The 19971-nt window shown below is 54.7% G+C and carries 14 protein-coding genes; 2 read left to right on the plus strand and 12 right to left on the minus strand.

The features are described from left to right. Nucleotides 1–186: 186 nt before the first annotated feature. The gene (locus tag ACZ5AL_RS05360; protein WP_464512676.1) at nt 187–690 is read left to right on the plus strand and encodes a GNAT family N-acetyltransferase; all 504 of its coding nucleotides are present in this window, start codon (nt 187–189) and stop codon (nt 688–690) included. Between the two features lie 6 nt (nt 691–696). Here the strand turns inward: ACZ5AL_RS05360 and ACZ5AL_RS05365 are convergent, their stop codons facing one another. The 12 genes from ACZ5AL_RS05365 to ACZ5AL_RS05420 form a co-directional block, all read right to left on the minus strand. Next, the gene (locus tag ACZ5AL_RS05365) at nt 697–1746 is read right to left on the minus strand and encodes a peptidylprolyl isomerase (protein WP_464512678.1); all 1050 of its coding nucleotides are present in this window, start codon (nt 1744–1746) and stop codon (nt 697–699) included. Between the two features lie 893 nt (nt 1747–2639). After that, nucleotides 2640–3821 carry an FG-GAP repeat protein gene (locus tag ACZ5AL_RS05370; RefSeq protein ID WP_464512679.1) on the minus strand — a complete coding sequence of 394 codons (1182 nt, stop codon included), beginning with the start codon at nt 3819–3821 and terminating at the stop codon, nt 2640–2642. A 107-nt stretch (nt 3822–3928) separates the two neighbouring features. Continuing rightward, on the minus strand, nt 3929–5926 hold the full coding sequence (locus tag ACZ5AL_RS05375; RefSeq protein ID WP_464512681.1) for an ABC-F family ATP-binding cassette domain-containing protein: 1998 nt from the start codon (nt 5924–5926) through the stop codon (nt 3929–3931). Nucleotides 5927–7394: 1468 nt separating this feature from the next. Beyond that, nucleotides 7395–9992 carry a M14 family zinc carboxypeptidase gene (locus tag ACZ5AL_RS05380; protein ID WP_464512682.1) on the minus strand — a complete coding sequence of 866 codons (2598 nt, stop codon included), beginning with the start codon at nt 9990–9992 and terminating at the stop codon, nt 7395–7397. A gap of 164 nt (nt 9993–10156) precedes the next feature. After that, on the minus strand, nt 10157–10975 hold the full coding sequence (locus ACZ5AL_RS05385) for an ABC transporter permease subunit (RefSeq protein ID WP_464512683.1): 819 nt from the start codon (nt 10973–10975) through the stop codon (nt 10157–10159). Between the two features lie 234 nt (nt 10976–11209). Then, entirely contained in the window at nt 11210–11986 is a 777-nt protein-coding gene (locus ACZ5AL_RS05390; RefSeq protein WP_464512685.1) for an ABC transporter ATP-binding protein, read from the minus strand. Continuing rightward, a complete protein-coding gene (locus tag ACZ5AL_RS05395) occupies nt 11983–13242 on the minus strand; it encodes a nitrous oxide reductase family maturation protein NosD (protein WP_464512686.1) in 1260 nt (419 codons plus the stop codon). The genes ACZ5AL_RS05390 and ACZ5AL_RS05395 overlap by 4 nt, the downstream gene beginning before the upstream one ends. A gap of 134 nt (nt 13243–13376) precedes the next feature. After that, entirely contained in the window at nt 13377–13880 is a 504-nt protein-coding gene (locus ACZ5AL_RS05400) for a nitrous oxide reductase accessory protein NosL (protein ID WP_464512687.1), read from the minus strand. 150 nt (nt 13881–14030) lie between these two features. Further along, nucleotides 14031–14621: a hypothetical protein gene (locus tag ACZ5AL_RS05405; RefSeq protein ID WP_464512689.1), complete on the minus strand. Its 591-nt coding sequence runs from the start codon at nt 14619–14621 to the stop codon at nt 14031–14033. Further along, nucleotides 14621–15250 (minus strand): hypothetical protein, encoded by a 630-nt coding sequence (locus ACZ5AL_RS05410; protein WP_464512690.1) that lies wholly within the window; start codon nt 15248–15250, stop codon nt 14621–14623. The genes ACZ5AL_RS05405 and ACZ5AL_RS05410 overlap by 1 nt, the downstream gene beginning before the upstream one ends. Before the next feature lie 530 nt (nt 15251–15780). After that, nucleotides 15781–17760, minus strand: coding sequence for a Sec-dependent nitrous-oxide reductase (gene nosZ / locus ACZ5AL_RS05415; protein ID WP_464512691.1), 1980 nt, complete (start codon nt 17758–17760; stop codon nt 15781–15783). Nucleotides 17761–17813: 53 nt separating this feature from the next. Continuing rightward, nucleotides 17814–18278: a c-type cytochrome gene (locus ACZ5AL_RS05420; protein WP_464512693.1), complete on the minus strand. Its 465-nt coding sequence runs from the start codon at nt 18276–18278 to the stop codon at nt 17814–17816. Between the two features lie 449 nt (nt 18279–18727). Between ACZ5AL_RS05420 and ACZ5AL_RS05425 the strand changes: the two genes are divergently transcribed. Continuing rightward, a complete protein-coding gene (locus ACZ5AL_RS05425; RefSeq protein ID WP_464512694.1) occupies nt 18728–19951 on the plus strand; it encodes a hypothetical protein in 1224 nt (407 codons plus the stop codon). Nucleotides 19952–19971 lie beyond the last annotated feature (20 nt).

The raw sequence follows: 19971 nt of genomic DNA on the forward strand, positions 1-19971 counted from the left end.
CTTTTGCAACATACAGGCTTATTTAGACTTATTCTACATAAGCTTGTGACTATGTAGTGAACTGTATGTGATGAGGGGGGGAGGGAGGCATGCAGAGTGTGAGAATGCTGATTCTGGGAGCACGCCCGCAGCCGATAGGTTGAAGCCATGCACTGTGTACATGACTTCAAATAACGCTATTATACTATGACGATTGCCCCAGTAGAGAGCGAAGCCGATTTTGAAGCGGCCCGTTCAATTCGTCGTGCGGTTTTTATTGAGGAGCAGGGTTGTCCGCCGGAAGAGGAGTGGGATGGCCACGATGCTACGGCACGTCATGTAATCGCTCGTACAGATGATGGAGCGGCCGTGGGTACAGCTCGGTGGCGTACAGTGCCACATGATGAGGTGTTGGTTGCCAAGCTAGAGCGATTTGCTGTGCGTACGTCGCACCGGGGACAAGGCATTGGAGAGGCGTTGGTGCGCTATACGATTTGTGAGGCGGTGCAAGCTGGGTTTACCACGCAGAAGATCCACGCCCAAGATCACCTTGAAACGTACTATGCCCGCTTCGGCTTTGCTTCTACAGAGAAGCGTTTCACCGAAGCGGGCATACCGCACGTTGAGATGATACGTCGGGCTAACGCGTCATCGCCTTCATCGGGAAGGCCGACCTCGTTAGCTACGGGCGGAATTGAGTCCGCCGAGTAAAGGGGGTTAGGCGTCGTCTTCACCGTTTCCCATTTCGACCACATTCGGGTTGATACGCACAGTGGCTTGCTCCATCAACTCGTCAACAGCACCTTCGTAAGCGTCTTGACGGTCGGTTTGCGTGAGCGCTTCTTGTGCTTCGTCGGCAGGCAGGGGCTCGCCGGCGTCGGTCAGTTCAATGACGTGAAAGCCAAAGTCTGTGCGTACAGGCTCCTGGGTTAGGTCGCCTTCTTCGGAGAGGTCGTCAAAGACGGCATCGGCGAAGGGCTCAACCATTTGGTTACGCCCGAACATGCCGAGGTCGCCGCCCTGGTCGCCACTTGGGCCCTCGCTATACTCACGAGCCAACTCAGCGAAGTCTTCGCCGTCGTTAATCCGGTCAATCAGATCTTGTGCGCGCTGGCGTGCGTCTTCAACCGTCTCGTCGTCGGCATCCGGGCCAACTTCAATGAGGATGTGACGGGCGCCAACTTGGCGTTGCTCTTGAGCATAGGCTTCAATCTCTTCCTCTGACGGTTCTGGCATGTCAGCGGTAAGGTCGTCGAGCAGGGTCTGCACACGGACTTGATCAGACATAGACTCACGCAAGTCGGCCTCGGTCATGCCAGCTTGTGCAAGAGCGTCTTCAAAGTCTTCTTCACTTGGATATTGCGCACGCTGCTGGTCGAGCATGGCATCGATCTCTGCCTCGTCCGCTTCTACGCCACGATCATCAATTTCACCGAGCAGGATATGGTTGACCACCTGCTGTTCTATAGTGTTTTGGTGGAGAGCCGCTATCTGCTCTGGATCTTGCTGGTCGGGGGGCATGCCTTGCATGGCCATTTGCATTTGTTGCTCAAATGCTTGCACCGTTAGCGTATCGGCGCCAAAGTCTGAAGATACGATTACCGCAATATCATCATCGTCTATGTCTGCTTCGACAGTGTACGGTGTGCCGTTATCGGCGCTGTTGTTCGCTGTGTCAAGATCTTCGCATCCGGCTAGCAGCAAAACAGCCGCAAGTAGGCCGCCAAGCAAGCTAACAGGACGGAAAAAAGAATGTAGGGTAGTCATAAATCGAGGATTGAACAAAGGGAGAATAACCGAACAGATGCGTTACATCCGAGGCGGTGCGGGAAGTGCATGCACGCTCCCCTTACGAAGGTGTTTCTCTACCGGGTGGTATGCGGACTATTAACCCACGGGCCCATCAGACGTTACGCAGGAGCCGGTGCTCTTTACAGAAGTTGTTCGCTTTGTGAACGAGATGCAAGAACGTAGTTCAAATTGGGTGAACCCGAAACCTTGTCTTATTGCCTGCTGTTTAGGCGACTGAAATTAAGACACGGTCTGCTACAGACCGTGCCGCTTCCCCTCGAGGCGCCGACCTTCCCTCCCCCCCGAGGTCGGTGCCTCATTTTTGTTTCCCCCTCTTTTCTATTCTATAATTGACGTGTGACACGAGCGAAGCGAGATCCCGGATCAGGTCTGGGACTGACGAACGCAGTGAGTAAAGATATCCCCCGAAATGGGCAGGGCTGTTAGTTGGGCAGTAGATGTTGAACGTCGAGGAGATGGTTCCACCGAATGCCATTCGGCGGCTACATGGGCCTCCTCCGTCGGCCCTCGTTCACCATGACAGGTGTTTTGTTATTATCATTGGTCAGGCTGTCACTTCCCCTGAACTCCAACATTGACCTGTAACACAGCACTATTGCTCTGTCATAGGTCAATCTTCGGGTAACACATGTACCCTCTAACGCACCCAGAACTAACTCACGTCCTTGTCATTGCGAGCGGAGCGAAGCGCCCCGACCGCAGGGAGGAAGTGCTCCTGGGGTGCAATCTCATTGCTGCCAGACCGGATGTAGCTGCCCAATCAACGGCATGAGATCGCCGCGTCAGTCGCAGGGCTCCCTCCTCGCGATGACAAGTTTGGACCCTAACAATCACGTGTAACACAGCACTTATTGCAAGGTAATTGCGTATACCTTGCCCTCGCCCTGTGGAGGGACCCAGCTTACCAGCGCAATCCCCTGATCGAGCGCCAGATCCGTTCCAAAGTCCAGTCGTCCCACATCGATAATCGTGTGCTGTTGCCACGTGTCGTTCTCGGCGCGTCGAAATACATACACTACACGGTCGATGTTTACGTCTTGCTGCAACTGTTCATCATAGCCTGTAATGAGGGCCCAGTCGTCATGCACAGCAACAGCTGACCCAAACGCGCCATCTTCGTATGGCACACGGGGCGTAAGCGTTTGCAGTTTATTCCAAGCACCGCCGTCGGTTTGCTTGTAGAGTGTGGCGTGTCCCGACCGATTTGAGCCAGCGCGGCGCTCGCCAACGAGCATGTGCGAACCGTGCAACGAAACAGGAACAGAGAAGTCATCCATGTCAGGAAGAACTGTAGCGGTGATCCAATCGCCTGTAGATTCCTCTCGCTCGAAAATGTGGACCTCACCTAAGGCGTCGGCAAAGTACATCGGCGCTGATACGGCGATCCGGTTGCCATAAGCGGATAGGGTGCCGCCAAGGATGCCTCGCTCTACAGGACGTTCGGATGTGAGGCGCGCTTCGCGGTTCCACCCTTCTGTTTCCGCGTCGTACGTGAATACGTACACCGCCCCTCCGAAGGTGCCCTGGTAGTCGCCTCGGGTTGACACTACTGCGTGGCGCTCGGTAAGCGCGACATCAGCGGCGAAGGCGCCTTCCTGGACATCGTTTTCCCCAGTGAGGGCAGCGGTCTGCTCCCAGTCTGTACCGCGACGCTCGAAGACGAAGGCGGCATCGGGTTCGGGCGTCGCAAAAAACTCGGCAGAGGCGCTAATGAGGGCTCGATCTCCGTGAAGCGCGACAGCATTGCCAAAAAACGCGTTTTCGCGGCAAGGGTCTGGGGTGATGCGTGCTACGGCCTCCCAGGTGCCCCACTCCGGATCTCGTTCGTACACGTATGCCGCTCCTGAGTCGGGGCCGCACACCTTCTCTTCTGGTGCACCTACAATCGCCCGGTTTCCATCCATTGCAATGGCCTCGCCAAACGCAAGCGCATCCACCGTATCGGGCGGTGCCAGAGACGTAATCTGTGCCTGGGCCCCAAACGGAGCGCCGAGGAGCAAGACGAATAGTGCAGCGATACGTGCAATCATAGAGGCTAAGAGCAGTCAAGCAAGCAGTCGGGTCTTGAACAAAGGCGATACCCCTACGTCATCGCAAAAGCGGGTACGATACCAGACGCGCCGCCGCGCAGATCCACTTAACTGGCGTCTAATGCCATTACGTGTTCGGTGAGGGCCTCCCAGGTGGCATACAGTTCATCTAACTTGGCATCGACCTCCTGATACGCAGCAGCCAGCTCTTGCATTTCTCCATCGGCCAACTCTTCGGGCATGCTCATCCGCGATTCGAGGGATTCCTTTTCGTCTTCCAGTTCCATAATCGCCGTTTCCGTTTCATCCATTTTTTGGCGCACCTGGTACGAGTTCAGGTCGCTAAACGCATCATCCGGACGTTCAGGGGTGTTGGGGGCGGTTGTTTTTTCGCGGTGGTTGTCTTTTGATTCAGAGGACTCGGAAGCGGAGGATACGCCATTGGACGAGGCGGGGGTGTCGGGAAGGGCGCTGGCGCTTCCGTGCTCCACCTGCCATTGCATTTCCGAGTAGCTGCCGTGGAAAATGCGCACATCGCCGCCTCCTACACGCCACACGTGACTACAGACCTGGTCGAGGAAGTAGCGGTCGTGGCTCACAATGATGCAGGTGCCGCTGTACTGTTGGATGGCCTCAATCAGCACGCCCTTCGATTTGATGTCGAGGTGGTTGGTCGGCTCGTCCAGGATCAGCACATTGGCGGGAGAGAGCAGCGTACAGGCCAGCGCGACCCGGCTTTTTTCGCCTCCCGAAAGCATGTTGATTTCTTTGAACACGTCGTCGCCGGTAAACAGAAACGCCCCCAGGAGCGTGCGTAGTTGGGTATCGGGTGTGCTGGGGGAGACGCCCCGTACGGTTTCCATGATGGTAGTGTCCATGGGGAGGGCATCGGCCTGGTGCTGCGCGAAGTGGGCAAGCTGTACGTTGTGGCCCTCGGTGCGCGTCCCCTCAAACGGCTCTGTGCCTTGAAGCATGCGCGCCAGCGTCGACTTTCCGGCTCCGTTCGGTCCCACAAGCGCAATCGTTTCGCCGCGTTCAACGGCGAGCGGACCGGCATTGTCGAAGACGCGAATCGGGCCGTTTTCGCCGGCATAGGTTTTCGAAAACGAGGAGAGTTCTAACACCACGCGGCCCGAGCGGGGTGGGTCGGGAAAGCGGAACGAGATAGTGTCCTCTTCATCCGGAGGAGGCGGAATGCGTTCCATCTTCTCCAGCTTCTTGATGCGACTTTGCACCTGGGCGGCCTTGGAGGCATTGTAGCGGAAGCGCGCGATAAACTCTTCAATCTCGTTGATGCGCTTCTGCTGGTTCTCGTACTCGGCTCGCCACTGGGCCCGTCGCTCTTTGCGCGCCTCCAGATAGTAGGAGTATGACCCGTCATACAGGCTGAGCCGTCCGCGCGTTAGCTCGGCAGTTTGGGTGACCATGCGGTCGAGCACGTAGCGGTCGTGACTCACCAGAATAACCGTGCCCTCGTAGCTGTGCAGGTAGTCTTCGAGCCACGCAATGCTGTCGATGTCGAGGTGATTGGTGGGCTCATCGAGCAGGAGCAGGTCCGGGCGTTGCAGCAGCAAGCGGGCCAGCGCTACCCGCATGCGCCATCCTCCCGAAAACGACTTGAGTGGACGATCCATGTCATCGGGGGCAAAGCCGAGGCCGGCCAAGGTGGCTTCGGTTTGCGAGCGGATGCGATGGGCATCGCGGGCGTTGAGCTGTTCCTGTACCCGATTGAGCTGGTTCAGCAGTTTGGCATAGCGGGCGCTTTCATAGTCAGTTGCTGCTTCAAGCGCCGCGGTAATCTCCTCCTCACGGTTTTCGAGGGCCAGGACTTCATCGAATGCTTTCAAGGCAGCTTCGCGAATCGTCTGCTCGCCCGGCTGTTCGTTCAGGCTCTGCTCCAGGAATCCTACGGTGGTCGCGCCGCGATCGACGCGTCCTTCAGCAACGTCTTGGCGTCCTGCAATAACACGCAGCAGGGTGGACTTACCGGCTCCGTTTGGACCCACCAACCCGATGCGTTGCCCCTCCGTGGGGATGCTCCACGACAGATCACTAAAGATGGGGGTGCCGCCTAAGACAACGGAAATGTTTTGTAGTTGGATCATGCCTGGGGATGGTAGCGCACCGATGAGTAGAGAACAACAGTAGAGGCGGAGCCGGGGCGATTCAAAAAACCCCATTCGTACGAGCACGGCCGTACGAATGGGGCGCAAAAGAGGCAAGCAGCGCGGCGCGGGTACAGGTCGGGGAAGAAGAACCTCTTCTTCGACAATGTGGGTGCCGCCCAGAGCCTTTCGACGTCCACTGTTATCTATGCATCGGCAACGGTGTCAGATGCACAGCGCCCATCGCGCAAGGAGGACACATCTCTGCGCGCGGAGGCGTGAGGCCTGCCGGCCGGTCCTGGAGGTAAGCTCCCTATGGTATAGCTTGCAGATTCTTCTTAATCCGGGATGTAGCAGCGCACGCGGCTGCTTGCTCGGTTGTACTGTACCTATCCTTTGGGTGTACGTTTCGTGCGTACCCCAACTGGGATGGTGATTTCAGGAAATACGTATGCAGCGCTCTGCCACAGGTCAATCTTCAGGTAACGCATGGCTACCTAACGTACCGAGAATAACTCACAATCGATAGCGGGAAGATGTTAAGTGATTGGCATGTGGTTTACATCATCGCAACCCGCTCAAATCCCCTCTGTTTTCGAGCTTCGCCGCAGGCGTGATCCTGTGGACATCTCCCCCTTGGCTAAGGCTAACACAACCTGAGATAGTGATAATCGTTGATGATCGCTTGCCTGTCCTGAACTCGATTCAGGATCTGGATGACATTCGAGGGGGTGGCGTTGGAGTTGAAAGGGGGCCTTCGTCTTCGGCACCGCCCCTCGATACGTCATCCTGAACTTGATTCAGGATCCATTCCCCCGACTATTCCCCCGAGCAGACGCCCAGATGGGGTCTTTTTGTAGGATCCAACAGTCTTTCATTGAACAGGCGGTGGAGGCAACCAACGTTAAATAAATAACATAGCGAAGAAAAAGTTATGTGCAAGAGCTAGTTGGCTAAGGGGGAGAAGCCCGACACGAGCCCGGAGGGCGACTGATGGAGCGAAGCGGAATAAGGGAAAGGGGGTTCGAACAAGACAAAACTGCGGTGCTCGATGCCCCTATCATTTAGCGTTTATCCACTACCTCACAATCTTTTCATTGCGAGCGGAGCGACGCAATCTCATGCTATCAGGCCGGATGCAGTCGCCCAATCAACGGCATGAGATCGTACCCCAAGAGTACTCGTTCGCTAGCGCTCACAGCGCCGCGTCAGTCGCAGGGCTCCCTCCTCGCGATGACAATGTTGGACCATAACATTCAGGTGTGACAGAGCAGTAGTGCTCTGCCACAGGTCAATGTTTATGGGAGAAAGCCAGTACCCGTCTATCGAAACACTCCGTGCGATGCCAGCCAAATCCATAGCCGGGGATCGTTTGCATCCCCGGCTCTCTTTCGGACCGAACTACCATCCGCACCATGTTCGAATTGCGTGTCGACGCAGAGCATTGACACGTGGATCAAATGAACGACTACAGCGCATCGCCAAAGAAGAGGGCATTCAGGAACAGTCCGTTGGTGCCGTACCAGAACGCTCGGAGGTTGGTGTTATCCATAAGCAGCGTGATTTGACCGCTGCCGTGGCCTTCGCTTACAATGGCTGCGCTCTCTTGCGCAATGTCTTCCACCGGATCCGAAATATATCCGCTAATCAGCGGGCTGTCGGTATAGGTAGCAACGGTGCGCCCCGGGCGTTCGTGCGGCTCGTAAAATTGCGTGCCGCGACGGAAGACTGGAATGGTTTCGTGGTAGCCAAAGGCCAGCGGATGCGTGGTGTCAAGCTGCGCCTCAAAGATCGAACCGCCAATGCGGTGCGCGCCACGGGCATCGCCTAAGTCGGCGTAGTCTTGATCGGCCACGAGCGAGTCGACATCGAGTGATTTCGCTTCAAGCTCAATCATTTCATGTTGAACAGGCCAGTGCGCGCCGCTGTGCATAGCGACAAGATGGCCCCCGTCGGACACCCAGTCGGCAATTTGTTCGTCGTCCACACCATTGTAGCTACCGCCCGCCATGACGATGGTGGTGTACTTAGAAAGGTCGAGACCATCGAGATAGCGTATGTCGAGCAACGACACGGGCATCTCAAAGCGCTCGCTTAGCAGATGCCACACTTCGCCGGCATTCAGAGCACTGGTTCCGCTCCACCGCGATCGGTCGTTGGTGCCCACGAGCAGGCCGACCTTCGGCTGTTCGAGCACGGTTGCACTGCGCGTACCTAGGTCGGGACCTGTAGGCGCCGTCATGCTGCGGTCCACCGCGTAGATTTCGACATGATCAGACGATGCAGCTTCTTGCACGGCGGCGTGGACCTCCTCGCGAGTGGCATCGTGCTGTTGCAGAGGAACCACAATGGAGCCGCGATCAAACGATTGCATGCTTCCATTAACTGGGGCCTCAAATGGATCAGGAATCATGCGGGTGGTAAGTCCGGCATCCTGGATCCGATAAAGAGCGCGCGGGGCAAAGTAGCGGCCCCATGGCATTACGTACGCCACCTCGGCCTCACCACCGATCACAGAGCCGCCCTCATACGGCATCTCATCGATGCGATCGCCTGCAACACCAGAGAGAGATTCTGTTACTTCCGTATAATCCACACCAAAGGCGAGTGGAAGCGTCCAGGTGGAGACGTCGTAGAAGAGCGAGTCTTGAAACGTGGTCTGCGTCTCCATTACGCCTTTCACGAACTGTCCTTGTTCCTGGTCGAGCGGCACCCAGTAGGCCGAGCCGGGCTCATAGGTGCGGTCATCGGTATCTACGGATTGGGCCAGGTCGAACAGTTCAACCCGATGTTGCTGAAGGAGTTGGCCTAACGCCTGTGCACGTTGGGGATACGTCTCGGTATCGATTAAGTAGCCGGTCATCGGCGCATCCGCCAGGTTGTCTTGTCGGTCGGCATAAAAGTCGCGCTGATAGCGAAGCAGGTCCTCTCGCATTTCAGCAGAGCCCTGTACTGTAGAGAGCGACGTAAGGAACTGGTTGCGTACGGTGTAGGCGTAGTTCATCTCACCGCTCTGGGTTTCGCGCTTCAGGGCGCGCGATGCCGCCTGTTCAAAGAGAATGCCTACCGTGCCTTGTACGTCGGGGTACGTAGAGCCTTTGCCATAGTAAAAGTCATCGAACTGTTCGCGCGTGTAATAGAGCGACCCGATTTGGTCGAGAAAGTCGCCGTGGTACTCGGCCAGCTCAGCCGTCAACTCCTGGTTGATGTCGGGGGTGTTTGGGTTGGTGCGGCTGGGTACGCCCGGCTGAAAGAAGTACGTAGCTTCAGATCCCATTTCGTGGAAATCCGTGAGCACCTGGGGACGCCATTCCTGATAAAGGGCAATGCGTGCTTGCGAGGTGGGGTGCTGTACCGGAAGCCAGTCGCGGTTCAGGTCAAACCAGTAGTGGTTCGTGCGTCCGCCAGGCCAGGGCTGATTGGGTTCGCGGTCTTGATCGTCTACCGCAGGGGTGTGGCCGCGATTGTCATTAACCCAGTTAACAAACCGGTCGCGCCCATCGGGATTGAAGACCGGATCGATGAGTGTAACGACGTTATCGAGCACAGCGTCAATGGCTGGGCCTTCGCCAGCAGCCAGGTGATAGAGCAGCAAAATGGCCGCTTCGGTACCGCTGGCTTCGTCTCCATGCACAGCGTAGCCCATGTACACAACGGAAGGGAGATCGGCGAGATCAGCATCCGATACCGATTCGGGATTCGACGAGAGCGCCTGGTTTTGCGCTTTGATTTCGTCAAGGCGGTCAATGTCTTCAGGCGGAGCCACCAGCGCATGCACGAGCGGACGGTTGTCATGGCTCATGCCGTGGCGTTCGGTGACCACACGATCGCTTACTTCCGCAACGGCCTCGAAGTATTCAACGGCCTGGGCAGAGCGAGTGTGGCGGGTTCCAATCTCATGTCCAATGACTTCCTCGGGAGTGGGAATGTCCGAGTTATAGCTAGTCACTCCTTCTATGGGCGTGTCGATCGCAAGGGGGACCTCCTGTGCCTGTACGGGCATGGCCCACAGACTAAAGGCGGCCACAAGCGTACCGATAAGGAAAAAACGTGACAAGGCGTGCATACAGAAAGCGGGGATACTGAAAAAGAGTGTGGCGACAGTATAGTATACAGGGACGGTAGGAGTTTATCCACCGCCCCCTTTGCCTCTGTTACGAACCCCGCCCCAGAACGATAAACTACACCATTTTCTACCGTATGCTGTTTTATGGCTGTAAAGTTGTTCTGCTACAGGTCTTTCTGGTTGAAGTAGCGCAGGCTTAGCCCCAGCGGAATGAGGAGCCAGAGAACCAATGCACCAATCGATAGCGACATGCCAAGTCCGCTTCCAAAGAACCGCTGAAAGACCGCTCCGGTGAAGCCCATCATCGCCGACAGGTCAAACTCCAGGAGAAGCAGGATGCGCGCTAAATCAATAGGGTTCAAGAAGGTGAGTCCGACGACAGCCTCTTCGATGGGGTACTGCCCGAAGAAGTAGACAACAAAGAGAATAATACCATTGTACACGATGGCAAAAAAGAGCCAGTGGGCCAGTGCCACGCCCATGCCTCGTACGCGGTCTTCGTGGACTAGAGCGATTGCAAATCCGAGCGCTACAAAAATAGCAGTGAGCAACATTCCGCTTAGCAGCAACAAACTGAGCGCTGTAGCCAGTTCAGCAGTTGCTCCACCATGGTATACAAACGGAAGCCCGATGCCTAACACAAGCATTAGACACAGCGGAGCCGTAAGTCCACCGTAGACCCCGCCAAAAATTGAGATACGTTTAAGGGGTTGGGTGAGCAGTAGCGTAATATACTCTCGTGAGTTGTAGAAAAACATAGCGCCAAGCATAACCCCAACGAGAGGCACCACATAGAGCACGACATTCATCAGGCTTACGATGACACGTTCGCCGCTTCCTCCGAACCGAAACAGCACATCGGTGGCAGCCAGAAAAAACACGCCATAAAAGAGCACCCATCGGCTACGCAGCACATCTTGAATGCCGTAGGTTAGGATCTTGTAGGTTGCGGCCAGAGGCGAAGCAGCTGTTGTCGTAGACATAAGCAAAAGAGGCTGGAAATAGGGGGCGTTGTGAGCGCTAGCGAACGAGTACTCTGGGGTGCGATCTCATGCGCCGGTTAGAGCGGCTTATCCTGCTTATAAGAGCACAAGATTGCCGCGTCGCTGACGCTCTTCGCAATGACATCCTCAAATTTTCTTTTGTGGCCTACTTAACGTCAGTGCACTACCGAAATAAAAAGCTGGATAAGAGGCCTGGTAAGCATTGTGTCCAGCTCATACCTTCTCTTCTGGCGCCGAGGTGGGTTGTTCAGAAGCTCCGGACGACGTCACAGAGGAGTCCTTGGAAGTGCCGTTCTCCATCATACGAGCTACGGCACGTTCTAACCGCATCTCGCCGGCTTTTTCGGTGAGCTCGTCCAGCGTACCATCGTACTGAATTTGCCCGTTGAGCAGGTAAGCAACTCGGTCCGCCATCTCCTCAATTTCGCTCATGATGTGTGAGGTCAGCAGCAACGTCTTACCGCGCTTTTTTTCCTCCTGCACATAATCCTTCAGCACACTGCTTGACAGGGGATCGAGGCCAGCTGTGGGTTCATCCAGAATGATGATATCTGGATCAAACATAAGCGCGATCACGGCACTGACTTTCTGGCGGGTTCCTCCTGAAAGGGTTTTGAGCTGCTTCTCCATTTCGGTTGACAGACGCAGCGTTTCGATCAGTTCGTCTTTGCGCGTTGGTTCCTCTTCACGCAGATCGATGATCATGGTGAGAACCTGTTGTGCTGTTAGGTTCTCCGGAAACTGGGCGATCTGCGGCATGTAGCCGATCCATCGCCGGTAGCGATCGCTCTGGCCGATTGGTTCACCCTTGACGGTAATCTCGCCATCGTCGGGGCGCACCAATCCAAGGATGCATTTCAACAGGGTTGTTTTCCCTGATGCGTTTGGCCCGAGTATAGCTGTTGCCTTGCCTTTTGGAAACGTCAGGTCAATACCTTCCAGCACGTCCAGCGATCCAAACGATTTTTGCAGGTTTGCAATTGTAATCATTCGACTTCCCGCATGAGCGGGCGTTCGTCCACAAGAGTTTCGGGCGTCAGCACCGGCAGTACACGCTCGGCAATGTCGAGCAGGTCTACAAAAAGGCTTCCCAGCATGGTCATCGCAACGGGTTGACGTTCTACGATAAGGGCAAACAGGCGCACAGGCCGGTGCGGTACGTCGCCGTAGCCATCCCCTTCAAGATCGTAGCCGTCGTACTTCGACCAGTAATTTTCGGTAAACGTGTTGGGATTGCGGCGGCTGTTCGTGGTTACATCGAAGGTGTTGCCCACAAAGTTATTGCGGGTAAACGTCATGTCGTAGCAGTTCGACAGCACGCGCACGCCCCATCCATTGCGTTCAAGATGGTTTCCGTTGATTTCAAGGCGGGAGGAGCCCTCCGCATAAATGCCGGTGGTGTTGCGATAAAAGCGGTTGTCCTCAATCACGCTATCGCGCATGTCTTTAAGCAGAAGTCCGTAAATGGAAGGCCCCCAGTTGTGGGAGAACTCGTTGTTTCGCATTACAATGTGGCTGGAAAACATCACCGCTGCTCCAGCGCCATTGCGTCGAAATACATTGCCTTCGTACGAGCTATGGTCGCTGAACATAAAGTGCAGCCCATAGCGCAGGTTGTCGGTCGAGGTATTGTTTTCAAATGTACTGCCTTCTGCAAACTCGATGTAGATACCATCACGGTGACCGCTCACGGTGTTGTTGGCGACATGCGTTGAGTCGGTATTCCACATGTGGATGGCATTTGCTGCGCGGGACTCGCGCTCGGCTTCGCCGCGAATGGTGTTGTTTTCAACTGTAATATGGCGACTTTCAGCCAGATAGATACCAAAAAATGTATTGTTCAGGGTGTTGTTGGCAACGCGCACATGGCGCGAGTCAACGACTCGGATTCCGGCCCGGTCACGTATATGACTGTGCGCAATGTTTTCAATTGTTAACCCTTCCACTTCTACGCTATCAGCAGCAATGACAAGGGCTTCGTTATCGGCTTGGGCATCGATGATTGGGTCGCCTTCGCCAATGATGTGAACCTGCTTGGTAATCATAATGGGCGATTCGGTGTACGTGCCCGATCGGACTACAATGCGATCTCCGTCTTCTGCCTCAGATAGTGCATCGGTGATGCGGGTTAGTTCCTCGTCAGGGCCAACCGTCCACGTAGTGGTCGACTGAGCATGAGCAGAAGGCAGGCTTGCTGAAAGCAGAAGCCCGCCCAGAAGTAATATAGCAATCAAACGGATACGCATAGCAGGACCATCTATCTCAAAACACAACAGTAAGTAGCCCATCAGATCGACTCCAAGAGGGCTGGACGCTCTCCCCGAACCTGAGGCTCGCGTGTAGCTGTTCGGATTCTCAGTTAAGCAATCAAAATAGACATTTAGTCCAGCGCGTGATCGTCCATGTCATGACTGTGTCCATCGCCGTTTTCGAGCCACTCGGCATACACAATCGAGCGCACCTCAGACCATGTGTGCACCGTGCCGCCGTAGTCCTCCCGGTACGTTTCTGCGGTTTCAGAGTCGGGATAGGCCGATAGCGCGAGGCCCATCGGACTCTGTAAGTCATCGCTCCGGAGGAAGGCGGCATCTTCGGCAGCTATCCAGTTGCTTCCAGGGGCGTCGAAGTTCGCCACCCATAGCGAGTGGATATCGTCAGCCGGGATGTCTCCGCGTTTCACATGGCCAGCCAAGCATTCAACTGAGTCAAAGACGTATTGACGGGCATGCTGTGTGACAAGCTGTGCTGCAAATGCCTCGTCGGAGACGCGCATCATGCAGTGGGCACACTCTTCTTCGCCATAACGAATATCACGTGGCTCAGGCTCGCAGGCAACAAGCAGTAGAAGGAGCGCTGGAAGCACGTAGGGTATAAAACGACGCATAACGAATATGGGAAAGCAGGTAACAAATGGCACCCAGCCGTTCTGAGCGCGGACTAAGAATAAGTCAACCGTGTCATCGCGAGGAGGGAGCCTGCGACCGACGGGGCGCTCCTCGCAATGACGTACTCGAAGATTCTTTTACTCATCCACTTAGACGGCACTATTGACGGTTTCATGGGAGCGCACTGCTGCGGTATCATCGTAGTCGCACGAGTGTGCGATGGATTCGTCAGCAAGCAATTCGGCGGTACGGTCGTGAGCACAGACATACGCAACGACATCGTCCCAATACATGTCTTCGCCCCCGAGTAGAAAGCGTGTGTTATAGCTCAAGTCATCGTCGTCAATGAACGGCGTAATGTCGTATCCACCCGGGCTGGGCTGATTTTGTGTTTGCAGAAAGCGGGCTTCTTTAGCAGGCAGCAACCGGCTTGTTCGCACTGCATCAACCACCCATCGTTCTGCAATAGATGCATCATCAATTGCATCACTAAGCTCGTAGAGCACCATATCTTCGACCGAGGCAAACGGAAGGCGTTCGTCCTCTGTCGTTATGAGGATGGCTCCATATCGTTTGTTAGTGATGGTGTCGCCGGTATGCGTGCACTGCTCTTCGTCATAGGCGATGGTTTCCGGTTGACCCGGGGTGGTGGGTGGGCCTTCTGCTTCTGGTTCGGCATCTCCGCAGCCAATGAGAAGCAACAGCGCAAGGGGCAGAACAAAGGATAAACGTAATAGCATCACGAGGGAGTAGGCTGTTTGTCTTCAGAGCTAGCAAAACGGTTGTACAAGGCACGCAATCGCTGGCGGTATTCGTAGGCCAGCGCGCCAAATCCACCCAGAAGAGATGCTCCAATGAAAAGAGCACCCCAGTACGGCCACGAGGCTGCGTGGATGTTCAACAACTGATCGGTTCCAATGAGCGGAGGCTGATAGGTCATATCCGGTATCTTGATAGCGGCCTGTGGATCCAAATCATGACCATACTGATAGCCCCAGTAGTAAAAATCAATCATCCCGCCGATTCCAACGAGCACAAAAATGACAACCCAACTCCACAGCATCCAGCGCTTGCCCCCAGCCGCAGCGAGCAGGCCAAGTGCGATGAGAGCGCCAAACACATAAGGCATCACATCGAACTCCCAAAAGTCCTCGGCATGAATTTCCTTCATCCCGACATAGTGGTTTAAGATGTTGATATTCTGAATGTCGTGGCGTTCATGGCCGGTCACATCATCCAGCCAAATGTACATGCCAATGCCATCGGGATACTGCGGGGCAGTAAGCGTGATGGACCAGATGGGCATAAAAAACACCGGAATGAGTATGAGCGCCGAGAGGGCGAGAACAAGGCGGGTGCGGACAGACATTTTAGCATGCGATTAGACAAAATAACAAACGGAAGAGCCGCTTCCCGGCTTCTCTTGTCCCCTTATATTTCCCCTCTAGGTTCGTGTCTATGCTCTGCGTTGCCGGTTATACCATTTCAACGCGGAGAGCGGTTAAAGAGTAGGTGTGGTGCTTGTGGAACGACGTATATGGTTGGCAAAAGTACATGAGCTCTTTCTGTTATCGTGAGGAGCGAGCGCGGCGTGGCTATCATTCCTCATAATGACAGATCTGCTACGATACGTTTGCGGTTCATTGTTATCCACACAGCGGGGCAGCGGAGCATGCATGCGTATCATGCTTCTGCCTTCTGTAGGGGACACAAACTGACGGAGGATCAATCCTGGTTGATGCAGCGCTGCTACATGCCAACCACAGCCTGTGTCTCCGTGCCCCGCCTGCGTGAACAGATTCGAAATCAGGTTTCAGCAGGTAAGGGGCGGGAAGTGTGTTGTAGGCCAAGTGCCCACCAACAGCAACTACCCGCCGCCTCACGGTTTATACGGGTTTGTTATGCACCGTCGGGGCGGTCGCCCGTGTAGTACAGTAACTCCGTATCGGCTCCTTCAGGAGATACGCGTACATATCCTTGCATTTCCTGGTGAAGTGCGGAGCAGAACGCCGTGCAGTAGAAGGGATAGATGCCTTCACTTTGCGGCTCCCACACCATCGTTTTGGTTTTTCCAGGTGGAACCAAGATCTCAGCGTTCGTAGCTCCCATAATTCCGATCCCGTGGACCATATCCCAGTCCTGCTCCACATTCGTAACGTGGAAGTGGACAGTATCGCCTTCACGGATCCCCTCGATATTATCGGGGGTAAAGTGGCTACGGATCGCTGCCATGTACACATGTACATTATCCCCTTCGCGTTCAACGCGGGCTTGCGCCGAACTACGAACCATACGGGGGTGCTCATTGTCGGCCAGGTCGTAGATGTTCTTCATGTTCTCTGTGATTTTGCCGGCTTCAATCGCCTGGGCGTAGTGCGGCTCGCCAATTGTCACAAAGTCCAGAATCATCTCCATCTCACCTCCCGAGATATCATAGAGCTGGGCCGCGTGGTTCTGCTTCGGCCCGGTGGGCAGGTGACGATCGCGCGTGGTCTTGTTCATCGAGATCATGTACTGCCCAAACGGATTGACGGTATCACCACCTGGTATCATTAGGTGGCCAATGGAGTAATAGGAGGGAATGCGATCGACCACTTCAAAGGTGTCCAGGCTCCACTTTACAATCTCCGAAGAGATGTACGCAGAGGTGTAGGCATACCCTTCACCGTCGTATTCGGTGTGTAATGGGCCAAGCCCCGGATCTTCGACTTCTGCGTGGATCACAGCGTCGTAGTTGAGCACCGGAATACCATCAATTACTTCTTCGAAGTCTTCGTTCTCGATTGCTTCCAGCATATTCGAAAACGAGTGTACAGGAATAACTGTGGCGAGCTTACCACCAGCAGCGAGGTATTCCCCATCGGGGCTCACATCAATACCGTGTGGCGATTTCGGGGTGGGTATGAAGTAAATCATATCCTCGACATCGGCGGGGTCCAGCATAAGCACCGAGTCTTTTGTTTCAGACACGGCAATGCCTGTGGCGTCGTCCATCTTGTTGTGATAGTACTCGGCCTCAACCCGTTCGGCACGTCCTTCTTCAACGTACTGCTCGGCTTTCTTCCAGTTAACTGCGACAACATAGTCTTTGTCGGCCTGCGAAGCGCCTCGTTCGAGGAGCGTGTGGGCCTGCTCGGTGTTGTAGCTAGTAAAGAACGCCCATCCGTGCGAGGCACCGTGTCCCGGGCGGGCCAGGTCGTAGTTGAAGGGAGGAGCTAGAATCTGGAAGGACAGATCCATCTCGCCGGTCTCTTCATCCAGGCCAAGGAACGTAATGGTGCCCTGGAACTCATTTTCGTACTGATCAATGGGGACATCCCGGTTGGGCGTAGGTACGCTAAAGCGCGTTGCTCCGACCACATACTCGGAGTTTGCTGTCACAAACGAAGACCCGTGATTCCCTGCGGTATTGGGAATCTCAATAGTTTCCTTCGTTTCAAAGTCAGTCAGATCAACGCGCGCAATACGTGGCGTGTTATTCGCATTGATGTACATCCACCGTCCATCTGCTTCCCCATCTGTGCGCGACAGGTGAGGGTGGTGGGTATCATCCCAAGGAATAAAGCCGTGCGTGCTTTGAAGCAACGCTTTGGTTTCTTCCGAATACCCGTATCCGGTTTCGGGGTGTTGCGAGAATACAGGGATTTGCTTCATAAAACGAGCCGAAGGCAGGCCCCAAACACTCACCTGACCGTCATACCCTCCTGAAAGGAAGGCATACAATTCATCATGATCGCCGGGTGCATTGTACACTTTCGAAGCGTTTTCGCCATCGTCGAGTGCTGCTTGCTGCGATGGACAGCCGGTTATAAATAGAGCGAGGAAAGCAGCCGCTAATAGGCCAACGCCTATCTGGCTGTAAGAAAACGATTTTAACATGGTACCAATCAGGTATTAGGGCAAAGGGGTGATCGTATTCATGGAAAAGCGTGTCAGCTTTCTTCCACTTCAGCACGCAGATACTCCACAATAGCGCGTGCCTCTTCTTCGCTTACGCCCTGGTACGGCATTTCAACCAGGTACTGCTGCATAAGCGATTGTCCAAGGGGGTGATCTTGAATGTTTTCTCGGGGGTTCAGGGTAAAGTTCATGATCCATTCAGGCGAGCGTCCTTGAAAGACGCCGCGCATAGCCGGCCCTACTAGTTCAGAGTCAATACGGTGACACGACTCACACCGAAGTTCAAACACGTCGTGGCCAAGTGCAGCCAGATCTTCGTCGATGGCGTCACTGATTTGTACCGGTTCGGTAATGGGACCAAAGCCATGCTCCTGTTCCCATTCAGTCATTTCCGTCTCATCCGTGTCATCATCGTCTGAAGGCGCTTCGCCATTTCCGCAGCCGGTAAACACAACCAGCGAAAAAAACAGCGCAGTAATCGTTATAAATCGAAGCATGTTAGAACGTAAGGAGGTCATGTCAGCTCAAAAGGTAGTTGCTGGGGGCACTCGCAAGGGCAAGACACTTAACGGGTTCGTTGCATCTGGAATGCATTATAGCAAAGCGAGAGAGTAAGTGCTTTTACATTCCTTCACACTTTCGTAGGGATACGCTAATGTTGGACTGTGGGGACGCTCCCCACGCTCGTATTCTTAGTCTCATCTCCCTGCCTGCTATCTATTTATAAATTAATAGTACTAAGTCTTAATTTCAGGGGGTGCAACTACAGATGTGTTTGAGAGATTCCTTTCTGCAGCCATATTCAACGCAGATCCATCCCGCATTCACGCATTCACCATCCAGTCGAAATAATACTGAATACGTAGTCTTTTGTATTCTTTTGGGGCTCATATTGCGTATGGGATGTCACTCATTTGCCTCTTGTTGACTCGAAATCGGTTGATCAATGCCTGAACAACATTCGCTTCGCACATCTTCGTGGCAGTGGGTATGGGGAAGTGCTCTCGTGCTTTTTCTTGTCGCTGCAGCAACTGGTGCATTTTTCCGATACGGAATGGTATATGGGCGTCCTGCTGGGTTAGACCTCTCTAACATCCGGCATGCCCATTCTCACTTGATGTATTTTGGCTGGGTCACGCCGGTGCTGATGGTTCTTATCTGGAAGGGCTTGCCCGATCAGCAAACCCGTCCGTATGATTCGTTCTTTCGTTGGATGATCGGCGCGGTGCTTGCCTTTGCCGTTCTTTCGTATCCGCTTTTCCTGTTCTATGGCTATGCGCCGGTGCAATTAGGCGCTCGCACGCTTCCCATCGCTGTAATTGGGGCTTCGCTTAACATGCTGGCCTGGTACGGCTTTGCAGCACTTTATTGGTCCACCACACACGGACGGTCACGGTCTGCCGCATGGCATTTGTGGGATGTGTCTGTTATTGCTCTGGTGTGCTCAACCGTCGGGGCTTGGCTGCTTGCGCTTGCGGGTCCGTTAGGGCTGCACGACCCGTTCTGGCGACGCCTGCTCACTCATGTTTTTCTTGATCTGTTTTCTGAAGGTTGGCTTGTTGCCGGATTGTTGGGCACCGCCTATGCGCTTTGCTCTGCTCCTGCGCATCCAACGTTCAAGTGGGGAATGGGTAGTTTTATCCTGGGGCTCCCGGGCAGTGTGCTGGTTTCCCTACCAACATCGCAACTGGCCGGGTGGGCTTACCTTATCGGGTCGGTGAGTAGCGTACTCGTCGGTCTGGGGTTGATTCTTTTGCTGGTGCCCCTCCTTTACAGTACACAGGCGCGCACCTGGATGTGGGGACTTCCTCTCGCTTTGATCGCTCTCAAAGCAACAGCGCAGGGCATCAACGGACTGTGGCCCGAGATATGGCTCGGCGAATTGCATGGAATGCGGGTGCTGTATTTGCACCTAATGCTGCTTGGGGGAGTTACGCTGGGGTGTACAGCTGCTGCCCGCATGGTCTGGACCCGCGCTGCGACCCCGGCAATACCGCTCTTGTATGCGACAGTTCTTCTGGTTATTGGTACGCTCATTCCTCTTAGTGAATGGAGTCCAGCACATGGTCGCTGGGCGCTTGAGCTTGCCTTCTGGGCGGCTCTGGCTCCTGTTGTCGTTACCACCTGGATGGTTACCAGCCGTGGTGTATGGCAGGGACCTGACTCATAACTACGAACTTGTTTGAGTTT

This window comes from Natronotalea proteinilytica (genome assembly GCF_055379935.1).